Consider the following 17,763-nt stretch of genomic DNA (forward strand, 5'->3'; position numbering starts at 1 on the left):
TCATTATATAAGCAGAATAAGTTAACTGATAACTCATCATTCATAACTTATAACTATTTTAACTTTTCATTATTCTGATGCCTGTCTTTATCGCGATCAGTTTTTATTTTCATTTTTCTGTCGAAAGCTTCCTGCAGGTTTACTCCTGTCTGATTGGCTAAACACAGGGTAACGAACAGTACATCTGCCAGTTCCTCGCCAAGGTCTTTATTTTTATCACTTTCTTTTTCACTTTGCTCACCATATCTTCTGGCGATAATTCTTGCAACTTCACCTACTTCTTCTGTAAGCATGGCCATATTGGTAAGCTCATTAAAATAACGTACCCCAATGGTTTTTATCCATTCGTCGACCTGCTGCTGTAAATTGGTAATCTCCATTATTGATAAGCTCCGAGAGTAGGGATAGAAGGTCTTGATACATTCACAATGTCAAAAGGTACACTTGTCGCACCTGCAGCATTTCCTTTATTTCTTGCCGGTGAATCAGGCTTTACTCTTAAATTAAGGTGTGCTGTAAAATAATTGACAAACAAAGGATCTTCATTCTTTCTACACAGTTCCACATTATTATTGTTGTCAAAACTAAATCCGGCTTCAGAAGTATCGGAATATTTCAGTGAACAGTTCTGGAACAGATAGTTGAATAACTGCCCCGGCGTTTGCTCAAAATTTACGGCATTATCCCGGTCGGAATACACAATACTGTTGATTAAGCTGATCTGTAATGCTCCCTGCTCAGCCTGACCCGATTCGTTCTGCCATTCGTTGGTGGCAAAAATCCCGTTGCGGTTGGAAGAGGCCATTACATCAGAGTAATTAGCGATTGTAGAATGAGTATAGTTATGGGTTCCCCCTTTGAAAATACCGATAGAAGATTCACCGCAATTGTTCATCACAAGATTTTTTGCGTTGACTGTAGAAGCTACAGCATAAATCCCATATTCCTGGAAGGTGTGTATGAATGAATTGCTGATCGTGGCATTCGTCTGTTTCATTTCCAGGCCCCGGGTACCTCCGAAAAGTCTTGCATGATTCATATTAAGAGTAGAACCTGCATCCATTTTAATGGAGTTCCAGTTCTTCGGAATCGTATCATATTTCGGGTCGTTCCTGTCGCCACGAAGGACCACTTCATTATTTAAAGTACCGTTGATATTAAGGGTAGCTCCTGAAGATACCTTCATTCCGCTGTTTTTATGGAAATAGACTTTGGTCCCGGGCTGGATATCCAGAGTAATATTGGAATCAATGGTCAGGTCTCCATAAATAATTTTAGCCTTATCATTAGTCCACGTCGTATGATTGCTGATTACATTCGGATTGTTGGGAGTCTGAATAAAAAATTCCGCATCCTGAACTACAGAAAATAAAGTAACATGCTGTTCTCCTGCCGGACTGTTGAAAATAATACGGTCTTCAGCAATGGCTTCAGGCCCGGAAGCCTGCGGAGCAATTTCAACAAAAATATAAAGGCTGTCTTTTTTTCTTAAGGGAACATCTTTAAAATCATATCCCGATTTTCCGTCTACATTGATTTTGTAAAGAGATGCAGCCCCTTTTTCAAGATTGATTCTCGGAATTAAAACATCCTTGTCTTCATTATTATATACTTTTACAGCATAGGTCTCAGAACGAACCTGATGATAAACCGTATCACAAAATACCGTATCGGTCGAAAATCTTAATGACTGTGAAGGAGCATCAAAACTGATATCGTCTTTATTACACGATACCGTTACAAGAAGCATCCAGAAAGAAAAAGCCAGTAATAATTTGAATTTCATCGAAATTAAAGTTTAAATAGATTTCAAATTTAACGAAAATACTTTGAATTTCTTATTAAACAAAAAATATTGGGTAGCTATTTGGATATTAGAAAAAATATTGTATTTTTGCACCCTAAAATTAGCAGAGAAATATCCATTACTATTTCGAAAGCAAAACTTTAATTTTTTTAACAATTGTATTATGAAAAACGGAATCCACCCAGAAAATTATAGACTTGTTGTTTTCAAAGATATGAGTAACGACGAGGTGTTTCTTTGCAAATCTACTGCAGAAACGAAAGATACTATCGAGTATGAAGGACAAGAATATCCTTTGATCAAAATGGAAATCTCTTCTACTTCTCACCCTTTCTACACTGGTAAAGTGAAATTAGTTGACACTGCAGGTAGAGTTGATAAGTTCATGAACAAATACAAAAAATTCGCTAAGTAATTTTTTGAATATAAAATATTAAAGTCTTCCAAGTGATTGGGAGACTTTTTTATTGATTTAATAGAATTTAAAAATTAGATATTAGAAGTTCGTTTCAGTATTTGTATTTTTGCTTTCGGCTAGAAAAGAGATTGAGATTAGAAGTTTATTAATGATTTTTAAACTTCCAGCTTTCAGCTTCTAACTTCTAGTCTCTAACCTCTAACTTCTATAAGAATGCAATTAGTATTTTCAGATGCACAGTATTGGGAAGATTTCCTTCCGCTTACTTTTACACGTCCGGTTGCAGAAATGCGATGCGGAATTCTTACGTTCTCCGAAAGATGGCAAAAGCTGTTAGACAATCCGGAAATTTCTTATTTTACTGAAAACTATCTTCAGAATAAATTTAAAAGTCCGGAAGAGAAGGAAAGCCTTTTTTTAGTAACCAATTTTCTTCCGACTGAAACCGTTATTCAGCAGATAAAAGATCTTAAGCAAGGAGAGGCTCTGGTATATGAAGATGAGCTGATTGCTGCTAAAATCAATATGAAAGGCTTTTCTCTGAATCAGATTGAAAAAATGACGGATATTAAAGAAAAGCTTGTTTTCTTTAAAAAACCGACTGATTTGTTTACCTATAATGACAAGGCTATTGATTTTGATTTTGATCTGTTAACTAAAGGGAGGGTTTCACAGGAGCTTTCTTCATCCAACGGATTTTTAGGTGATAAAAAAGACCTGTTCATAGAAGAAGGAGCACAGATTGAATTTTCAACTTTAAATACCAAAACCGGGAAAATCTATATCGGGAAAAAAGCCGAGGTGATGGAAGGCTGTAATCTTCGTGGTCCGATTACACTTGGAGAAGAATCTAAGTTTAATCTGGGCTCGAAAATCTACGGAGCTACTACAATCGGACCTCATTGTAAAGTGGGAGGGGAGGTTAATAATATTATCATTTTCGGCTATTCAAGCAAAGGGCATGAAGGCTTTGTAGGAAATTCGGTGATCGGGGAATGGTGTAACTTCGGAGCCGATACCAACTCTTCAAACCTTAAGAACAATTACAGCCACGTAAAACTCTGGAATTACAGAACCAAAGCATTTGAAGATACCGGATTACAGTTTGCCGGCCTGATTATGGGTGATCATTCCAAAACAGCCATCAATACCCAATTGAATACAGGAACCGTGATTGGTGTGGCTTCCAATATTTTTAAAGAAGGCTTCCCGCCCAATTTAATTGAGAACTTTTCATGGGGTGGATTTAAAGACGATGAGAAATTTAAACTGGATAAAGCCTATGAAGTTGCAGAAAGAGCAATGGGAAGAAGAAAAGTGCCTTTAACAGATGATGATAAAGCTATTTTGAAATATATTTTTGATACCTATTAAAAACAAAACCTCAGAATTTTCTGAAGTTTTGTTTTTAATTAGGGTATAGTAATTGTAAACTGTTCAAATAATCTTTTCTTGAAATAATTTCAGCTTCTTTGTTTTTAAAAAAGAAATATTGATAATTTGGATTTTCTTTTTTCAGCTTTTCAAATTTTCTTTCACTGATGTTCTTACCATTGAAGTAATAGTAATCCGGAGGTCTTTCTGACATGATAACAGCACCGCCTACATATGAATGCTGTGAATCTATTTGAAACTCTTTATTATCTATTTGTTCATTTTTGTTGAAAATGATTGAAGTATTTTCATAAATATCTCCATTTACTAGATTTGGTGCTTCTCTGTCGGGATTTTTATACGTTTCATTATTTAATTTTTCAAAATCAAAGTATAAAACGTTTTTCCTTTTAATTAATTCATCGGGTATTTCTAAAACAAAATTTCCATTTTCATCGGTTGTTGTCTTAATATATTTTGATTTACAGATAAAGAAAACTTCAGCATCAGGTATTTCCTTTTTTGTTCTTTTAAAGATAAGCTTTCCTGATACTTTTATAATATTTACAGCTTTTTGTTCTGTTGCGATTTCAAAATTATTTTTAGTTTGAGCCTGAGCAAAAGTGAGGTTTGTAATTAAAATAATTCCTGTTGCAGCCATTGATAATGATCTTGTAGAAATTCTTCCACAGATTTCTTTTCCATCAGCTTTTTTGAAAATATTCTGAATTTGTTTGTCTGTTTTATCTGTAAAATCTATAACACATTTTGAACATTTCTCACAGAATTTTCCTTCGATAGAATTTTGCATACTTTCCCAATTTTCGGGGCAGGGATTTTGGATTTTGATTTGGTTTTTCATCATTGTTTTTTCTTTTCAAGATTGAGTAAAGCCCTTAAATATATAATTTTTCAATTATTATATGAAAGTTTAAAAAAAATAAGGAAACGTAGTATAATTTTACTGTTCAAAGTAACATTTTTCTAAAAGAAAAAAAATGTAATTTTGATGAAATACATTTTACTATGATTTTAAGAGAAAAACTGAAAGAAACAGAAATCAGTATAGACTTTACGCAGGAAAACCTTGCAGAAGTTTTTAATATATCTCAGAAAACATATTCTAATTTTGAGAACGATAAAAGTAAACTGTATTTTCACCAAGTGGAAAATATCGATAAAAAATAGAAACTTCAATTTTTTTGAAGTTTTTTTATTTTAAGATGTAATACAATTCAAATTTTAATTGTCTTACCTATAGAAACAAAACTCATGACCCAAGAAATTTTTAAGAATACGGTGTTTATTCTCAAAAACGAGATGTATCGTTTTGCGAAAAGATTTGTCATGAGCAGTGATGAGGCGGAAGATGTAGTGCAGGATCTGATGATAAAATTCTGGCAGAAAAAAGAGGAGCTTGAGCAATTCGGGAATTTAAAATCCTATGCATTGAAAGCCGTCCGGAACGAATGCCTGAACAGACTGAAGCACCACGATGTGAAGTTAGGGTTTGCAGATATGCAGCTTCACCGCTCAGAGCTTTACAGCATGGAAGTGAATAATCTGAAAGAGCATATCATAGGGTTTATCAATCAGCTTCCCGAGAAACAAAAAATGGTTATCCATATGAAAGATGTAGAAGAGTATGAAGTGTCTGAAATTTCTGAAATACTGGAAATGGAAGAAAACGCAGTAAGAGTAAATCTGATGCGGGCGAGACAAAAAGTAAAAGAACAAATATCACAACTGATGAATTATGAACAACGATCAATATCAAAATAAATACGACGAAGTCTTCCGGAATCTGAAGGAAGAAAAAATGGATTGGGATTTTGAAGATTTCCTTAAGAAAGCAGAAGGAAAAGAAGGGGATGGTGAAACAGATCATGAAGCTCCGGTCATCCCGATTGGAAAAAATAAACCCTCTTTCCCGAAATGGTTCTGGATGGCAGCGAGTGTAGTGGTACTTTTAGGTATCGGGCTGATCTTTAATTATAATCAGGACAATACCGCTAAAAATCAGGCTCAGTTTGTCGAAAACCAGATTAAAAATCAGAAAAATGATTTTATCGAAGAAAACAATGACCATGAAGATCAGGTAGCCGTTAATCATACCAATGATACGATTTCCGGAGCCAAAAAAGATTCGATCTTTCAGGAAAATACAGTGGCAGATAAAGACGTTCTCGATGAAATCTTACCTAAACGGGGCAGATTGAAAAAAGAAAGAAAACCGAAGTATGTGGATAATTCTTCCTACAAAAAGATTTCAAGAGATTCTACAAGCTATAACGATTCCTATGTCATTGTAAACGGAAAGCGAATCACCAGTGAAAAAGAAGCGATAGATGTTGCTACCTATTCCTTTATGAAAATGGGAAGTGAGTTTAAAAAATCAGTAGCATCTTCTCAAAAAAATGAAAATTTGAACAACGAATACTAAAAGTCATGAAAAAAATATTTTCTATATTAATGATTATCCTTACCGGTTTGGTAACGCTTTCTGCACAAACCGAAAAATTGGACCAGCTTTTTCAGGATTTTGAAAAAAACGGTGGGGTAACCTCTATCAACATTAAAAAACCGATGTTCAAATTATTGAATACCCTTGATGTGGATGATGAATACCTTACAAAAATAAAACCTATCCTGAGCCAGGTAGATGGCCTTAAAGTTCTTATTATTCCAAAAGCTACATTTCCGGAAGATCTGAAATCTGAAAATGCAGACAATATAAGATTAAATGATCTGAAAACAGAGAAAGTTAATAAGGCATTGAGATCACTTAATTTTAATGAGCTGATGTCTATGAACAGTGACGGGACTTCCATGAAATTTTTGGCAGAGGCGGAAAATGGTGATTTTTTAGAGAACCTGGTTTTCAATATTGATTCTGACGAAGAGAATATCCTTTTTATCCTTAACGGGAAAATGAAAATGAGCGATGTTAATAAAATCATCAATTCTGCAGAATCAAAAAATAGTCCTGTCAGTAATTTAAGAAGCAATCTGACTTCGGAAACTACTTCCTCTTATCTGAATGGCGAAGCCAGAAATGTAGGTGAGTTTTCAGGAATTCATGTAAGTACCGGAATAAACCTGGTTTATAAACAGGAAACTCCGACTAACATCAAGGTGATTGCCGATGCCGATAAACTTCAATATATCATAACGAAAGTGGAAAATGGCATTTTAAAAGTGTATATAGATAATAAAGGCGTTAAAAACTTAAAGTTTAAAAATTTAAGCGTAAACGTTTCCGCTCCAAGAATGGATAATGTTAAAGCTTCTTCCGGTGCCAGTTTTACCACCGTAAATTCTGTAAAAGCGGATAATCTTGATATTGATGCCTCATCAGGAGCGTTTATCAAAGGAAAGTTTAATGTTTCCAACACAACCCATGTAGAGGCTGCTTCCGGTTCCAATATTAAAGCAGAGATCAATACCGGAAATATTATTATTAAAACTTCAAGTGGTGCCGATACGTTCTTTGAAGGCCAGGCCAATTCCGGATCAATCGATATCAGCAGCGGAGCGCTTTGTAAAGCTGAAAACTTAAGACTGAACGAGCTTGAAGCCGAATCTACGTCAGGGGGAAGCCTTTCTGTAAATGTAGCTAAAAAGCTTAAAGTAAAAGCTTCATCAGGAGGTTTGGTGAAATACAGAGGAAATCCTGATATAGAATCCGATATCAGCAAAATGTCCGGCGGAAGTTTAAAACCGATCAATTAAAACTGAGTAGCCATGAAAACTTTAAAAAACATTTCACTCATCGCCGGTATCCTGTTTTTACTGCAATCCTGTGTCGTTTCACACAAACCCAATATGGATTTCTTTTCAGATTCCGGGTATGATTTTAAAGGGGCAAAGTTTGAAAGTGTCAATGTACCGATGTTTTTGGCAAAACCCTTTATTATAAAAGCTTTAAGAGAAGATGGCGAAGATGAAGCGATGATGGATCTTGTGAAGAAAGTATCAAAAATAAAAGTCCTGACCGTTGAAAATGGTGATAAGGAAATGCTTAATGATTATGCCGCATTTTTAAATAACAACAATTATGAAGACTGGGCAACTATAAAGCATGACGGAGATAATGTAAACATCCGTGTAAAGCAGACGGGAGAGTCTATTAAAAATATGCTGATTACAGTAAACTCCGATAAAGAATTGGTTTTTGTGGATGTGAGAGGAAATTTTACGGCAGACGACATTTCAAAAATGATCGATGCTGCTTCGGATAAATAATTATCACAACCAAACACAAATATTTTATTATGGAAAAACTTATAAAGGAAGTGCGTATTCTCAAGATTTATGCAGTTTCACTCACCGCTGTATGTATCCTGTTTTTCTTTTTTGCATTTAAAAATCAAAATACCCGCCAACGATTTGAAGAAATAGATGTAGAGCGTATTAATGTTATCGAAAAAGACGGAACATTAAAAATGGTGATCAGTAATAAAAAACGCCAGCACAACGGAATGGTCAACAGTAAAGAATTTAAACCGAGAGAACGAGAGGCGGGACTGATCTTTTTTAACGAGCTGGGTGACGAATGCGGAGGACTTGTGTATGGTGCGGATAAAGATGGATCTGGAATGGTATATTCCGTAGATCAGAGAAATACAGACCAGATTATGCAGCTGCAGTACATGGAAGGAACCGGAGATAAAAAGAACAGGACCTACGGGCTTAAGCTCTGGGACAGGCCTGATGATTTTCCTCTGGAAGATATTATAAAATTTGAAGATTCTTTAAAGAAGCTCAATGACCCCGCAGCATCTAAAAAGGCATATGGCAAGTTGAGAAAGGAAGGAAAACTAACAACAGAAAGATTTTTTGCAGGAAAAACGGCAGACGGAGATATAGGACTATTCCTTAAAGATACCAACGGACGTATCCGTCTTAAAATTTATGTTGATAAAAACAACCAGACTCATATTGATAAACTGGACGAAAACGGACAGATTATAAAATAGGCTCTTATACAAGAAGCAATTAGTTTCACATACATTCATTATTTTTGTACAGAAGACCGTTCTTTATATAAGAGCGGTTTTTCGATTTAAGTTATTGATTATTAAATTTTATTTAAACTATTAAAAAGGATTTTCATATCTCGTCAAAATAACCTAATTTTGCAAAGAAAGTAAAGATGTCTATTCATAACAAAATTGTAGAGACAGCCATCACTTTCGATGACGTTCTTCTAGTCCCTTCTTATTCAGAAGTTTTACCTAACCAGGTTTCATTAAAATCAAGACTTACCGACAAAATTACGCTGAATGTTCCGATAGTTTCTGCTGCGATGGACACAGTTACTGAAGGAGATCTGGCTATTGCTCTGGCAAGAGTCGGAGGCTTGGGTTTCATTCACAAAAACATGACGATTGCAGAGCAGGCTGCACAGGTAAACCGTGTAAAACGTTCCGAAAACGGAATGATCTCTGATCCCGTTACCCTTTCAAAAGATCATACCTTGGGCCAGGCCAAAGATATGATGGCAAAATATAAAATCTCCGGTCTTCCGGTAGTAAACCCTGACAATGTTTTGATCGGGATCATTACAAACAGAGATGTAAAATATCAGGAAAACCTTGATATGAAAGTTGAGGAGATTATGACGAAGGAAAATCTGATCACTTCCGATAAAGATACCAACCTTGAAAAAGCCAAAGAAATTCTTCTTAAAAACAGAGTTGAAAAACTTCCGATCGTAGATAAAGACAATAAATTAGTCGGTTTAATTACGATTAAAGATATCGACAATCAATTGGAGTACCCGAATGCCAACAAAGATCAGAACGGGCGTCTTATCGTAGGAGCCGGAGTTGGAGTAGGTGAAGATACGATGGATAGAATCGCAGCTTTGGTAAAAGCCGGCGTGGATATTGTAGCAATCGATTCAGCTCACGGTCATTCTAAAGGAGTTTTAGACAAAATTTCAGAAATCAGAAATGCCTATCCGGATTTAGATGTTGTTGGTGGAAATATTGTTACCGCAGAAGCAGCAAAAGACCTGATCAAAGCAGGAGCAAATGTTCTTAAAGTAGGTGTTGGTCCGGGCTCTATCTGTACAACCAGAGTGGTTGCCGGAGTTGGTGTTCCTCAATTGTCTGCTATTTATAATGTTTATGATTATGCCAAGTCTCAAAATGTGGCTGTAATTGCAGATGGCGGGATCAAGCTTTCAGGAGATATTGTAAAAGCAATTGCAAGTGGAGCAGGCGCGGTAATGTTAGGTTCTCTTTTAGCAGGAACTGATGAAGCTCCGGGAGAAGAAATTATTTTCCAGGGAAGAAAATTCAAATCTTACCAGGGAATGGGAAGCCTTTCTGCAATGAAGAGAGGAGGTAAAGAAAGATATTTCCAGAGTGAAGCCAAAAAATTCGTTCCGGAAGGAATTGAAGGAAGAGTACCGCACAAAGGAAAATTGGAAGATGTTATTTTCCAGCTGACCGGTGGTTTAAGAGCAGGAATGGGATATTGTGGTGCAAAAGATATTGAAGCATTACAAAAAGACACCAAAATGGTCATGATTACAGGAAGCGGATTGAAAGAATCTCACCCGCACGATGTAATTATCACTCAGGAAGCTCCGAATTATTCATTATAAAATAACTGGATATAAATAAAAACCATGCAGCATTGCATGGTTTTTTTGTTTTTACAGAATGTTTTCAATTAAGAAAGAAGATCAATAAATGAATCATAGGTTCCGTCATAATCTTCCCATTTCTGATCATTGACGAAAAATGATGGGGTTCCGTTGACACCGTTTCTTACTCCACCTTCAAAATCAGTTTCAATTTTATCCTGAAGGTTGGCTGTAGTGATATCGTTCTCAACTTTATTAATATCGAGATTCAATGTTTTGACACATTCTTTAAGCATTTCTTCATTCAACATGTTTTGATTATTATAAATCAGGTCATGCATTTCCCAGAATTTACCCTGCTTTCCGGCTGCTTCCGCTATTGTTGCAGCTGCCATAGCATATTCGTGAGAGTCTGTTAAAGGAAAGTTTCTGAAAATAAAAGCCACTTCGTCAGAATGTTCGTCTACAAACTTTTTTACGAGCGGAAATGCGTGCCCACAATAAGGACACTGATAATCACCATATTCTACTAATACGATTTTTGCAGTATTGGGATCGCCCTGAACATGGTCGTTCGGGCCAACTGGAATTCTTAAAACAGACATAATTATTGTTTTTGAGTTAAACTTTCTAAAGCGTCGATAATGCCGTCAGCGCCCGGATTAATACCATCAGGAGATAAATAGCTCCATTGAATGATTCCTTCTTTATCGATGACAAACAAGGCTCTTTTTGAAGTTCCGTTTTCTTCATTGTAGACTCCGTAGGCTGTTGAAACTTCTCCCTTCGGATTAAAATCGGCCAATAAAGGGAAATGAAGTTTTCTGTTTTCCATGAAAGCATCATGGCACCAGGCACTATCTACAGAAATTCCCAGAATATCGGCGTCGTATTTTCGGAAAATAGAAAGCATTTCATTATATAAACTTACCTGGTCTCCACACACAGGGCTCCAGTCTGCAGGATAGAAAACCAAAACTAGGTTTTTACCCGAAAAATCAGAAAGTTTCAGCTTTTGATCAGGTGTGGAATGAAGTTCGAATTCCGGGGCGGGGGTCCCTTTTTCTAATATCATATTTTAGAGATTTGGTTAATGTGTATTTTAATGGTAGATTAAAATTATAAATAGGAATTTTAATTCATTGTATTTAAAGACTTAAATTTATATTAAAATTTGGCTTAAAATGAGAATTATTTAACATATACAAAAATAACAAAAAACATTCTTGGTGAATGCTTTTTGGATTTGGTTAAATATGAAATGTAATTCAACTTCATACTAATTTTTCAATTATTCTACATTACGTATAGCCGTAATTAAATTTTAATCCTGTTCTATATCTTTGAAAAGTCGCATTAAAGGTGCTTAACATAGAAAAGTAATTTCCTCATTATTGGATTTATTTTATGTCTTCAGGATGAAATTTAAATATTAAAATAAATATGAAAAAACTAATGACAGATTTAGCTATGGTAGCTTTTGTGGCTATTGAAGCAAAAGTATGTACAAAAGGTTGTTATAATTCAGCCGGTGGTTATGGAATTGGTATGGGATGGAATGTCCCGAATGGAACTGCTTGTACAGGAAATCCACCTCGTGGAACAACAGTGCATTATGCATATGCAACGTCAGATTATGTCTTTGATACCGGAGTAGTTGATTCGTGGGAAGGAACAAGTATAGGTTGCTAACAAAAAATATATCAAATAATATGAAAAAAATCATTTTAAGCACTATAGCTATAACTTCAATTTTAACAAACTGTTCCAAAGAAGACGCTATGGCAAACGAATCAAATAATGATAAAAGTGCATTTAAATCATCGGTTTTAAATGAAAATAATTCAGCCACTAACAGGATCGTTGGAAAAGAGTATACAGAACAATTACCATATCTTGATGCTCATACAGATTTTCTTACTTTCAGTACTGAGAATGACCTTAATCATAAAATGAATGACTCTAAAATTGGATGGAAAGCAATTAGTTCATTGTATCATATTGATTTAAGTACTGCCGAAAAACAATTTTTGATCTATATAATACTTGCTAAAAAAGATCTTCTTGGGATTCAAAATGATACACCAACTCAAGATCAGGCTGCCTTAATAATAAATTATGCTAAAGAATTAGTTGCTTCAAAATACATAGGATATTGTCTTTTGTACAATACCTTAGTGACTTTGAATAAAGATTCTCAAAATTCACAATTAGTGAAGGATTTAGCAAAACAGATTGTTACTTATTCAGGAGCTGAAACATTTCATTCGGATTTCGTAAGCAAACCGGAAGGGCGAGATCCTTACATAAACAAAGTTAAGGAAGATTACACCTATTTAGATAAAATCAAAGATTTACAATAAAAATATAAAGTTCTCAAATAATATTAAAGAAGCTTAACAACTAAGTTCTGAAAAAAAACATCAGAAGGAAAATAAGTTGATTTATTATTTTATTTTAACAAACTTAAATTTTGGTTTGATGACAGCATTTAAAAACCTACCCTTAGATCTTGCTGCTTTAAATTTATCAGAAATACCCTGTGGAACCTTCAGATAATCATATATGGCTCCCGACTGATATATAATCCGCAATATTTCAGTTTCAGGAAAATAGATATATTGATTAACGACACTGGAAGGCATATCATTTTCCTGCAAAAAATATTCCTATTAAAAATCCCCTTCAGAATTTCTGAAAGGGATTAATTTATTTCTTAAGGTTTTCTTTAAAATCATCGATCCGGAAATCGGTCAGCGCATTTCCTTTCTCTACTTTTTCTTTTGAATACAACCGGAAGTCATTTTCAGTTTTCTCCAGCAGATAATCATAAGGGCCGATATGGGAAATTAATTTGACCAGTACAGGAGAAATTTCAAGACAGATGAAAAGCCCCATAATAAAAGCTGCCGCTAATCCTATAATGGCGGAGTTTTTTCCCAGCTCATCCAGTGCCTGTAGCCTTGCTGCAAATCCATTGAATTTATCCTCAAAGGTTTCGGTTGATTTTCGTTCCGTTTCAAGATTGGTATATACTTTTGAGATCTCTTTATCCAGATATTCCAGTCTTGGAGCTACCTGCTTCTGGTAATTCTCAAGATCCTGTCTTCTTTGTTCCTTAAGTTCCTGTTTACGTTTTGCATTGGGGCCAAAACCTTCTTTTCCACTTGTAAGGCCGGATTGTTTTCCTAAAATCTCTTTTTCCAGTTCCACGGCCGCAGAATCATAAGATTTCTGGTACTGCACAACTTTTTCTGAGATCTGTTTTTTTTCGGTTTCGAAAGGTCCGCTTTGTTGTAGAATTCTTCCGTTCATTTCACCCTGAAGCTGTTTTTTATTTCTCTGGATGATTGTATTCAGCTGTTTGTTGACCTCTTTCTCAAAGATCTTAAGCTCTAAGGGTTTTGAAATAATAATTCCTAAAAATGTTGCCAAAACCAAACGCGGTATGGCCATCAGGATCTGATTCCACCAGGTTCCGGTTTTCTTAATGGAAGAAACAATATAACGGTCGAGGTTAAAAATCATTAATCCCCATAAAATTCCAAAGCCTACAGTTGCCCAGATATTATCAAATACGGTGTACATGGCATAGCCTGCTGAAAGAGTAGCAAAAATTGCGGTGAAAAGAACGATTCCTCCGATGCCTGCAAATTTATTCCATTCACTCGGGGTTTTCCTTAAAATATGGATGTTTCCTCCGGAACAGACCATCAGAAATTTCTGGAACCAATTTATCTTATGATTCGATTGATTTATAGTTTGTTGGTTATTTTTCATGATTGAAAATTTATACAAAAGTAATACTAAAAATCATACCAATGTTAAAAATAGTAATATGTTTTACCAAGTATGTTTATTTTACCAATTAATTCCTTGTATTCCAGTTTTTTATAAAATAATGTGAAACTGTATTGAATATTTGTAAAATTTAACTGCAAAATTATTGGGGATTTTTGAAAAAATGATAGTTTTGCCAAAATTATTTACGAAATAAATATGATATGAAGAAAATTATTATGATTTTTGCATTAGTGTCTTTTGTTAATGCATTTTCTCAGAACACGGAAAAATATTGTGGTTTTGATGATGTAATGAGAAAAATGAACGCCAAATATCCAAATTTGGAAAAAAACAGAGAGAAAGTTGAAGCCAGATTGGCAGGATTAAATAAACAGTCTTATCTGAATAAAGTAGGTGCCACTACCTCCTGGAACGGGCTTTATACAGGCCAGGTATACGAGATTCCTGTTGTGGTGCACGTGATTGAATCACAGGCTGCAGCCAATTCTAACCTTTCGCTTACAGACCAGGAGATTAAAGATTGGATCGACAGAGCAAACAGTATGTATGCCACAACTTTTGGAAACGGTTTTTACCCTGAAGGTCCCGGACCTGACGGCGGAGCTGTGATTCCTTTTAAGCTTGTGTTGGCTAAAAGATCCCCAAGCTGTACTCCTACCACAGGTATTGTAAGATATAACGGAAGCACAATTCCTTTATATGATACCAGAGGCGTTAAGATGCAGAGCTCAAGTGGGGCAAGCGACAGCCAGATTAAAAACGAACTGGCACCTCACTGGCCGGAAACTTCCTATTTTAATATCTATGTGGTGATCGGGTTTGATGGTCAGCAACAATTATCATACGGATTAATGGGATATGCCATGTTCCCGGATTCTTATGATTACGAGTATGAAAGTTTCATGAAAGTGGCTACGATCAAAAACCTGAACGATACAACATTAACCCACGAATTGGGGCATGCCTTCGGATTATACCATACATTCCAGGGAGTACCCTATACCAATCAGACAAGTTGCCCTGTAAATAATAACTGCGCAACAGACGGTGACAGGGTTTGTGATACCTCTCCTTCAAGAAGTATGTACGGAGTTCCGATTCCTAATAATAATACGATTGATCCATGTACAGGACAAAACAACGATGGTACTCAGTATAATGTAATGAATTATACAAACTCTAACCGTAAGTTTACGGAAGGGCAGAGAGACAGAGCGATCATGCTGATGATGGAATACAGAAAAAATCTGCTTAATTCAACGGCGGGAAAAGATCCTTCAGTGGTTATCCCTTCGCCGGTTTCTGTAGTTGCAGCACAATGTAATCCTGTAGGAACGGCTCATCCTACCAATAACAATTTTGCTATCGGAGCGACGCAAGTTAAATTTGGAACAATCAATAGTACTACAAATGGATATGATTCTGATGAAGCTTCTCCTGAATACTATGATGATTTTGCTTCAGCAAACTGTATCAGACCTGCTTATTATACAGATATTTCTTCAACCGCAAGCACCGAGCTGAAGGTGGAATATGCTTATGCATTCAGTCAGCCGGAAAAATTTAAGACAAAGGTTTGGATAGATTATAATAATAACGGGGCATTTGATGATTCTGAATTGGTAGTTAATCATACATCCGGTAACCTGTCTAATTCAGGGATGATTGTTACGAATAATATCACACCGCCGGTAAATGCTGTGAAAAATACTTATCTCAGAATGAGAATAGCAGTAGATGCGGCAACATACAATGGAACTACCTTTCCTGATTTAGGGGCATGTTCTCAATTACAGTACGGGCAGATGGAAGATTATGCAGTAAGAATTTTAGATGTATTAGGAACTTCTGACGTGAAAAATAATTCAGAAACTAAAATGGTTTATGTAAAATCTGAAAATAAACTAAAACTGGTTGGTGGTAAAAATAGCACATTTGGAAATTATGAGATCTATGATGCAAGTGGAAAAATCCTGCAAAAAGGAATTTCTAAATCAGATGAGATTCAGATCAATCAACAGCTTCCAAAAGGAATGTACATTATCAATTATTCAGATAAAAAAGAATCAAAAAAATTCTTAAATAACTAAAATAAAAAAGCCCTTAACAAAGGGCTTTTTTATTGATTTAAAACGGGTGAATATGAGAATACTTATTGTATTGCTGCTTTACAGTTTAGTCGTGAGCTGTCAGGCCCAATCTCAAAATACGGCATTAGTTAATGCTCCCAAGAATTTTGAACAAGACCGTAATGCAGATTATTTTGTGGGAACATGGAAATTAACAGCTAAGAACTATGCGGCTGGAAATGAAAAGAAAGTATTTCCTCTTCATGAATGTATGAGACAATATACTTGCTGTTTGAAAAAGACGGAAAGGATCTGTTTTTAACCAAAAACTTTGCAACAGGTAAAGACTGTGCGGTAAAAAGCTCTACTTCCCGGAATCTGGTTACATTAAACGGAAATTCATTTTCATATTTCGAAGAAGACCTGAAGAAAAATGAACGGTTTAAAATAATTTCAAAAAACAGATTCTCAATACTCTATAATGATATTTTATACGGGAAAGTAACGGAGATTGAAGATGTTTATGAAAAACAGTAATCCTGGCTATTTTAACCTGTCCGGATTCTGTTTTAAAAAACTGTCCCAACCGGTATAGGATTTGGTTTCTGAAATGGTTCCTGAATTGAAATGATGACAAACCGCTACAGCAAGACCATCAGAGGCATCAAGATATTTTGTGGGAAATTCTTTCAGTTTTAATAGATTCTGCAGCATTCCTGCGACCTGTTCTTTACTGGCGTTTCCGTTTCCGGTAATCGCCATTTTTATTTTTTTCGGAGAGTATTCTGTAATCGGGATATTCCGGTACAGACTTGCAGCCATTGCGACTCCTTGTGCCCGGCCCAGCTTTAGCATACTCTGAACGTTTTTACCAAAAAAAGGAGCTTCCAAAGCCACTTCATCAGGATGAAACTCATCAATCAGAGCCAAGGTTCTATCGAAGATATATTTCAATTTAGTTTCGTGGTTCGGGTATTTTTTCAAAATAAGCTCATGAATGGAAACCAATTCCATTTTACCTTGTTTAACGGAGATAATTCCAAACCCCATGATAGCGGTTCCCGGATCGATACCTAAAATTATTTTTTCTGAAATCATTGAGTCAAAGATATAACTTTCCGGATTTTTTAAGAAGTAAAAAAATAATAATAATAAATCTTTATATAGTGAAAATTGATTAACTTCAACAAAAAATGATTATGAAAAATTTACTAAACCTTTTTATTTTTCCACTCTTTGCTTTTTGCAGCTTTCTGCAGGTGAATAACTTAGGAGTAAAGAGCCCAATGGAAACCGAAAATGTATTGAAGGAGAAAAACCAGATCGGATATCTTTTTTTTAAAGTTGAAAAAAGTGATTCCGGGCCGGAAAAAGTAACCCTTGAATCTAAAAAAATTACAGACGGAAAGCTTAAATCTGTACCGGCTTATGACAGAAATTCTGCAGGGATGGGTGATTTTATTATTTCCCTGACGGATGGCAACGGAAAAGAAATCAACAAGCAGATTGTTGAAGACCCGTTGAATCAGAATATGGAGAGTTTTGAAAAAGAAGGAATCAGCAGGCATAAGGTTTCACTTGAAACAGCGGAATTCAGTGTCCGGTATCCTCATTCTGCGGATATCAGAATCGTGAAGGTGGAGAAAATTACAAATGCAGGGAATCAATTATTATTTAACCAAAAACTTTAGCC

General features: G+C 35.4%; 23 protein-coding genes. 15 read left to right on the forward strand and 8 right to left on the reverse strand.

Annotated elements, in window-relative coordinates:
* Nucleotides 1–53: 53 nt before the first annotated feature.
* The gene (locus tag AB8P06_RS15835) at nucleotides 54–380 is read right to left on the reverse strand and encodes a nucleotide pyrophosphohydrolase (protein WP_062162541.1); all 327 of its coding nucleotides are present in this window, start codon (nucleotides 378–380) and stop codon (nucleotides 54–56) included.
* Nucleotides 380–1,786, reverse strand: coding sequence for a hypothetical protein (locus AB8P06_RS15840; RefSeq protein ID WP_369843212.1), 1,407 nt, complete (start codon nucleotides 1,784–1,786; stop codon nucleotides 380–382). The genes AB8P06_RS15835 and AB8P06_RS15840 overlap by 1 nt, the downstream gene beginning before the upstream one ends.
* A gap of 184 nt (nucleotides 1,787–1,970) precedes the next feature.
* On the opposite strand from AB8P06_RS15840, the gene AB8P06_RS15845 reads away from it, so the two are divergent.
* A complete protein-coding gene (locus AB8P06_RS15845; protein ID WP_002976190.1) occupies nucleotides 1,971–2,222 on the forward strand; it encodes a type B 50S ribosomal protein L31 in 252 nt (83 codons plus the stop codon).
* Between the two features lie 216 nt (nucleotides 2,223–2,438).
* Nucleotides 2,439–3,599, forward strand: coding sequence for a GlmU family protein (locus tag AB8P06_RS15850; RefSeq protein ID WP_369843214.1), 1,161 nt, complete (start codon nucleotides 2,439–2,441; stop codon nucleotides 3,597–3,599).
* Between the two features lie 34 nt (nucleotides 3,600–3,633).
* Here AB8P06_RS15850 and AB8P06_RS15855 read toward each other — a convergent pair whose 3' ends face one another.
* Complete coding sequence (locus tag AB8P06_RS15855) at nucleotides 3,634–4,410, reverse strand: hypothetical protein (protein WP_369843216.1); 777 nt, start codon at nucleotides 4,408–4,410, stop codon at nucleotides 3,634–3,636.
* A gap of 215 nt (nucleotides 4,411–4,625) precedes the next feature.
* On the opposite strand from AB8P06_RS15855, the gene AB8P06_RS15860 reads away from it, so the two are divergent.
* The 7 genes from AB8P06_RS15860 (at nucleotide 4,626) to guaB (ending at nucleotide 10,215) form a co-directional block, all read left to right on the forward strand.
* Nucleotides 4,626–4,787, forward strand: a complete 162-nt coding sequence (locus AB8P06_RS15860; protein ID WP_369843217.1) for a hypothetical protein — start codon at nucleotides 4,626–4,628, stop codon at nucleotides 4,785–4,787.
* An 84-nt stretch (nucleotides 4,788–4,871) separates the two neighbouring features.
* The gene (locus AB8P06_RS15865) at nucleotides 4,872–5,381 is read left to right on the forward strand and encodes a GFO_1088 family ECF-type sigma factor (protein ID WP_369843218.1); all 510 of its coding nucleotides are present in this window, start codon (nucleotides 4,872–4,874) and stop codon (nucleotides 5,379–5,381) included.
* Nucleotides 5,356–6,042 (forward strand): hypothetical protein, encoded by a 687-nt coding sequence (locus AB8P06_RS15870; RefSeq protein WP_369843220.1) that lies wholly within the window; start codon nucleotides 5,356–5,358, stop codon nucleotides 6,040–6,042. The genes AB8P06_RS15865 and AB8P06_RS15870 overlap by 26 nt, the downstream gene beginning before the upstream one ends.
* Before the next feature lie 5 nt (nucleotides 6,043–6,047).
* Complete coding sequence (locus AB8P06_RS15875; RefSeq protein ID WP_369843222.1) at nucleotides 6,048–7,331, forward strand: DUF4252 domain-containing protein; 1,284 nt, start codon at nucleotides 6,048–6,050, stop codon at nucleotides 7,329–7,331.
* A gap of 12 nt (nucleotides 7,332–7,343) precedes the next feature.
* Nucleotides 7,344–7,844: a DUF4252 domain-containing protein gene (locus AB8P06_RS15880; RefSeq protein WP_369843224.1), complete on the forward strand. Its 501-nt coding sequence runs from the start codon at nucleotides 7,344–7,346 to the stop codon at nucleotides 7,842–7,844.
* 29 nt (nucleotides 7,845–7,873) lie between these two features.
* On the forward strand, nucleotides 7,874–8,578 hold the full coding sequence (locus tag AB8P06_RS15885; protein ID WP_369843225.1) for a hypothetical protein: 705 nt from the start codon (nucleotides 7,874–7,876) through the stop codon (nucleotides 8,576–8,578).
* Nucleotides 8,579–8,754: 176 nt separating this feature from the next.
* The gene (gene guaB, locus AB8P06_RS15890) at nucleotides 8,755–10,215 is read left to right on the forward strand and encodes an IMP dehydrogenase (protein ID WP_369843226.1); all 1,461 of its coding nucleotides are present in this window, start codon (nucleotides 8,755–8,757) and stop codon (nucleotides 10,213–10,215) included.
* A gap of 68 nt (nucleotides 10,216–10,283) precedes the next feature.
* Here the strand turns inward: guaB and AB8P06_RS15895 are convergent, their stop codons facing one another.
* Both AB8P06_RS15895 and AB8P06_RS15900 read right to left on the reverse strand, forming a co-directional pair.
* Nucleotides 10,284–10,802: a DsbA family protein gene (locus tag AB8P06_RS15895; RefSeq protein ID WP_369843228.1), complete on the reverse strand. Its 519-nt coding sequence runs from the start codon at nucleotides 10,800–10,802 to the stop codon at nucleotides 10,284–10,286.
* A 2-nt stretch (nucleotides 10,803–10,804) separates the two neighbouring features.
* Complete coding sequence (locus AB8P06_RS15900) at nucleotides 10,805–11,272, reverse strand: redoxin domain-containing protein (protein ID WP_369843230.1); 468 nt, start codon at nucleotides 11,270–11,272, stop codon at nucleotides 10,805–10,807.
* Between the two features lie 368 nt (nucleotides 11,273–11,640).
* On the opposite strand from AB8P06_RS15900, the gene AB8P06_RS15905 reads away from it, so the two are divergent.
* A complete protein-coding gene (locus AB8P06_RS15905; RefSeq protein WP_369843232.1) occupies nucleotides 11,641–11,889 on the forward strand; it encodes a hypothetical protein in 249 nt (82 codons plus the stop codon).
* 20 nt (nucleotides 11,890–11,909) lie between these two features.
* Nucleotides 11,910–12,560, forward strand: a complete 651-nt coding sequence (locus AB8P06_RS15910; RefSeq protein WP_369843233.1) for a hypothetical protein — start codon at nucleotides 11,910–11,912, stop codon at nucleotides 12,558–12,560.
* 84 nt (nucleotides 12,561–12,644) lie between these two features.
* Here AB8P06_RS15910 and AB8P06_RS15915 read toward each other — a convergent pair whose 3' ends face one another.
* Both AB8P06_RS15915 and AB8P06_RS15920 read right to left on the reverse strand, forming a co-directional pair.
* Complete coding sequence (locus AB8P06_RS15915) at nucleotides 12,645–12,842, reverse strand: KTSC domain-containing protein (protein WP_369843234.1); 198 nt, start codon at nucleotides 12,840–12,842, stop codon at nucleotides 12,645–12,647.
* Between the two features lie 64 nt (nucleotides 12,843–12,906).
* Nucleotides 12,907–13,977 carry a DUF4407 domain-containing protein gene (locus tag AB8P06_RS15920; protein WP_369843236.1) on the reverse strand — a complete coding sequence of 357 codons (1,071 nt, stop codon included), beginning with the start codon at nucleotides 13,975–13,977 and terminating at the stop codon, nucleotides 12,907–12,909.
* A 224-nt stretch (nucleotides 13,978–14,201) separates the two neighbouring features.
* On the opposite strand from AB8P06_RS15920, the gene AB8P06_RS15925 reads away from it, so the two are divergent.
* The 3 genes from AB8P06_RS15925 to AB8P06_RS15935 are packed head-to-tail and all read left to right on the forward strand — an operon-like array spanning nucleotide 14,202 to nucleotide 16,607.
* A complete protein-coding gene (locus AB8P06_RS15925) occupies nucleotides 14,202–16,091 on the forward strand; it encodes a zinc-dependent metalloprotease (protein WP_369843238.1) in 1,890 nt (629 codons plus the stop codon).
* Nucleotides 16,092–16,143: 52 nt separating this feature from the next.
* A complete protein-coding gene (locus AB8P06_RS15930) occupies nucleotides 16,144–16,392 on the forward strand; it encodes a DUF6705 family protein (RefSeq protein WP_369843240.1) in 249 nt (82 codons plus the stop codon).
* Entirely contained in the window at nucleotides 16,338–16,607 is a 270-nt protein-coding gene (locus AB8P06_RS15935) for a hypothetical protein (protein WP_369843242.1), read from the forward strand. The genes AB8P06_RS15930 and AB8P06_RS15935 overlap by 55 nt, the downstream gene beginning before the upstream one ends.
* 6 nt (nucleotides 16,608–16,613) lie before the next feature.
* On the opposite strand, the gene ruvC is transcribed toward AB8P06_RS15935, so the two are convergent.
* A complete protein-coding gene (gene ruvC / locus AB8P06_RS15940) occupies nucleotides 16,614–17,168 on the reverse strand; it encodes a crossover junction endodeoxyribonuclease RuvC (RefSeq protein WP_369843244.1) in 555 nt (184 codons plus the stop codon).
* 101 nt (nucleotides 17,169–17,269) lie between these two features.
* Here ruvC and AB8P06_RS15945 point away from each other — a divergent pair, with 101 nt between their 5' ends.
* On the forward strand, nucleotides 17,270–17,761 hold the full coding sequence (locus tag AB8P06_RS15945) for a hypothetical protein (protein ID WP_369843246.1): 492 nt from the start codon (nucleotides 17,270–17,272) through the stop codon (nucleotides 17,759–17,761).
* The last annotated feature ends 2 nt before the right edge of the window (nucleotides 17,762–17,763 follow it).

The sequence above is a fragment of the Chryseobacterium tongliaonense genome (assembly GCF_041224435.1).
GTDB lineage: Bacteria > Bacteroidota > Bacteroidia > Flavobacteriales > Weeksellaceae > Chryseobacterium > Chryseobacterium tongliaoense.

Coding starts and splice junctions, on each gene's coding strand:
- AB8P06_RS15835 (WP_062162541.1), bottom strand. CDS start 380: ATGGAGATTACCAATTTACAGCAGCAGGTCGACGAATGGATAAAAACC.
- AB8P06_RS15840 (WP_369843212.1), bottom strand. CDS start 1,786: ATGAAATTCAAATTATTACTGGCTTTTTCTTTCTGGATGCTTCTTGTA.
- AB8P06_RS15845 (WP_002976190.1), top strand. CDS start 1,971: ATGAAAAACGGAATCCACCCAGAAAATTATAGACTTGTTGTTTTCAAA.
- AB8P06_RS15850 (WP_369843214.1), top strand. CDS start 2,439: ATGCAATTAGTATTTTCAGATGCACAGTATTGGGAAGATTTCCTTCCG.
- AB8P06_RS15855 (WP_369843216.1), bottom strand. CDS start 4,410: ATGCAAAATTCTATCGAAGGAAAATTCTGTGAGAAATGTTCAAAATGT.
- AB8P06_RS15860 (WP_369843217.1), top strand. CDS start 4,626: ATGATTTTAAGAGAAAAACTGAAAGAAACAGAAATCAGTATAGACTTT.
- AB8P06_RS15865 (WP_369843218.1), top strand. CDS start 4,872: ATGACCCAAGAAATTTTTAAGAATACGGTGTTTATTCTCAAAAACGAG.
- AB8P06_RS15870 (WP_369843220.1), top strand. CDS start 5,356: ATGAACAACGATCAATATCAAAATAAATACGACGAAGTCTTCCGGAAT.
- AB8P06_RS15875 (WP_369843222.1), top strand. CDS start 6,048: ATGAAAAAAATATTTTCTATATTAATGATTATCCTTACCGGTTTGGTA.
- AB8P06_RS15880 (WP_369843224.1), top strand. CDS start 7,344: ATGAAAACTTTAAAAAACATTTCACTCATCGCCGGTATCCTGTTTTTA.
- AB8P06_RS15885 (WP_369843225.1), top strand. CDS start 7,874: ATGGAAAAACTTATAAAGGAAGTGCGTATTCTCAAGATTTATGCAGTT.
- guaB (WP_369843226.1), top strand. CDS start 8,755: ATGTCTATTCATAACAAAATTGTAGAGACAGCCATCACTTTCGATGAC.
- AB8P06_RS15895 (WP_369843228.1), bottom strand. CDS start 10,802: ATGTCTGTTTTAAGAATTCCAGTTGGCCCGAACGACCATGTTCAGGGC.
- AB8P06_RS15900 (WP_369843230.1), bottom strand. CDS start 11,272: ATGATATTAGAAAAAGGGACCCCCGCCCCGGAATTCGAACTTCATTCC.
- AB8P06_RS15905 (WP_369843232.1), top strand. CDS start 11,641: ATGAAAAAACTAATGACAGATTTAGCTATGGTAGCTTTTGTGGCTATT.
- AB8P06_RS15910 (WP_369843233.1), top strand. CDS start 11,910: ATGAAAAAAATCATTTTAAGCACTATAGCTATAACTTCAATTTTAACA.
- AB8P06_RS15915 (WP_369843234.1), bottom strand. CDS start 12,842: ATGCCTTCCAGTGTCGTTAATCAATATATCTATTTTCCTGAAACTGAA.
- AB8P06_RS15920 (WP_369843236.1), bottom strand. CDS start 13,977: ATGAAAAATAACCAACAAACTATAAATCAATCGAATCATAAGATAAAT.
- AB8P06_RS15925 (WP_369843238.1), top strand. CDS start 14,202: ATGAAGAAAATTATTATGATTTTTGCATTAGTGTCTTTTGTTAATGCA.
- AB8P06_RS15930 (WP_369843240.1), top strand. CDS start 16,144: ATGAGAATACTTATTGTATTGCTGCTTTACAGTTTAGTCGTGAGCTGT.
- AB8P06_RS15935 (WP_369843242.1), top strand. CDS start 16,338: ATGTATGAGACAATATACTTGCTGTTTGAAAAAGACGGAAAGGATCTG.
- ruvC (WP_369843244.1), bottom strand. CDS start 17,168: ATGATTTCAGAAAAAATAATTTTAGGTATCGATCCGGGAACCGCTATC.
- AB8P06_RS15945 (WP_369843246.1), top strand. CDS start 17,270: ATGAAAAATTTACTAAACCTTTTTATTTTTCCACTCTTTGCTTTTTGC.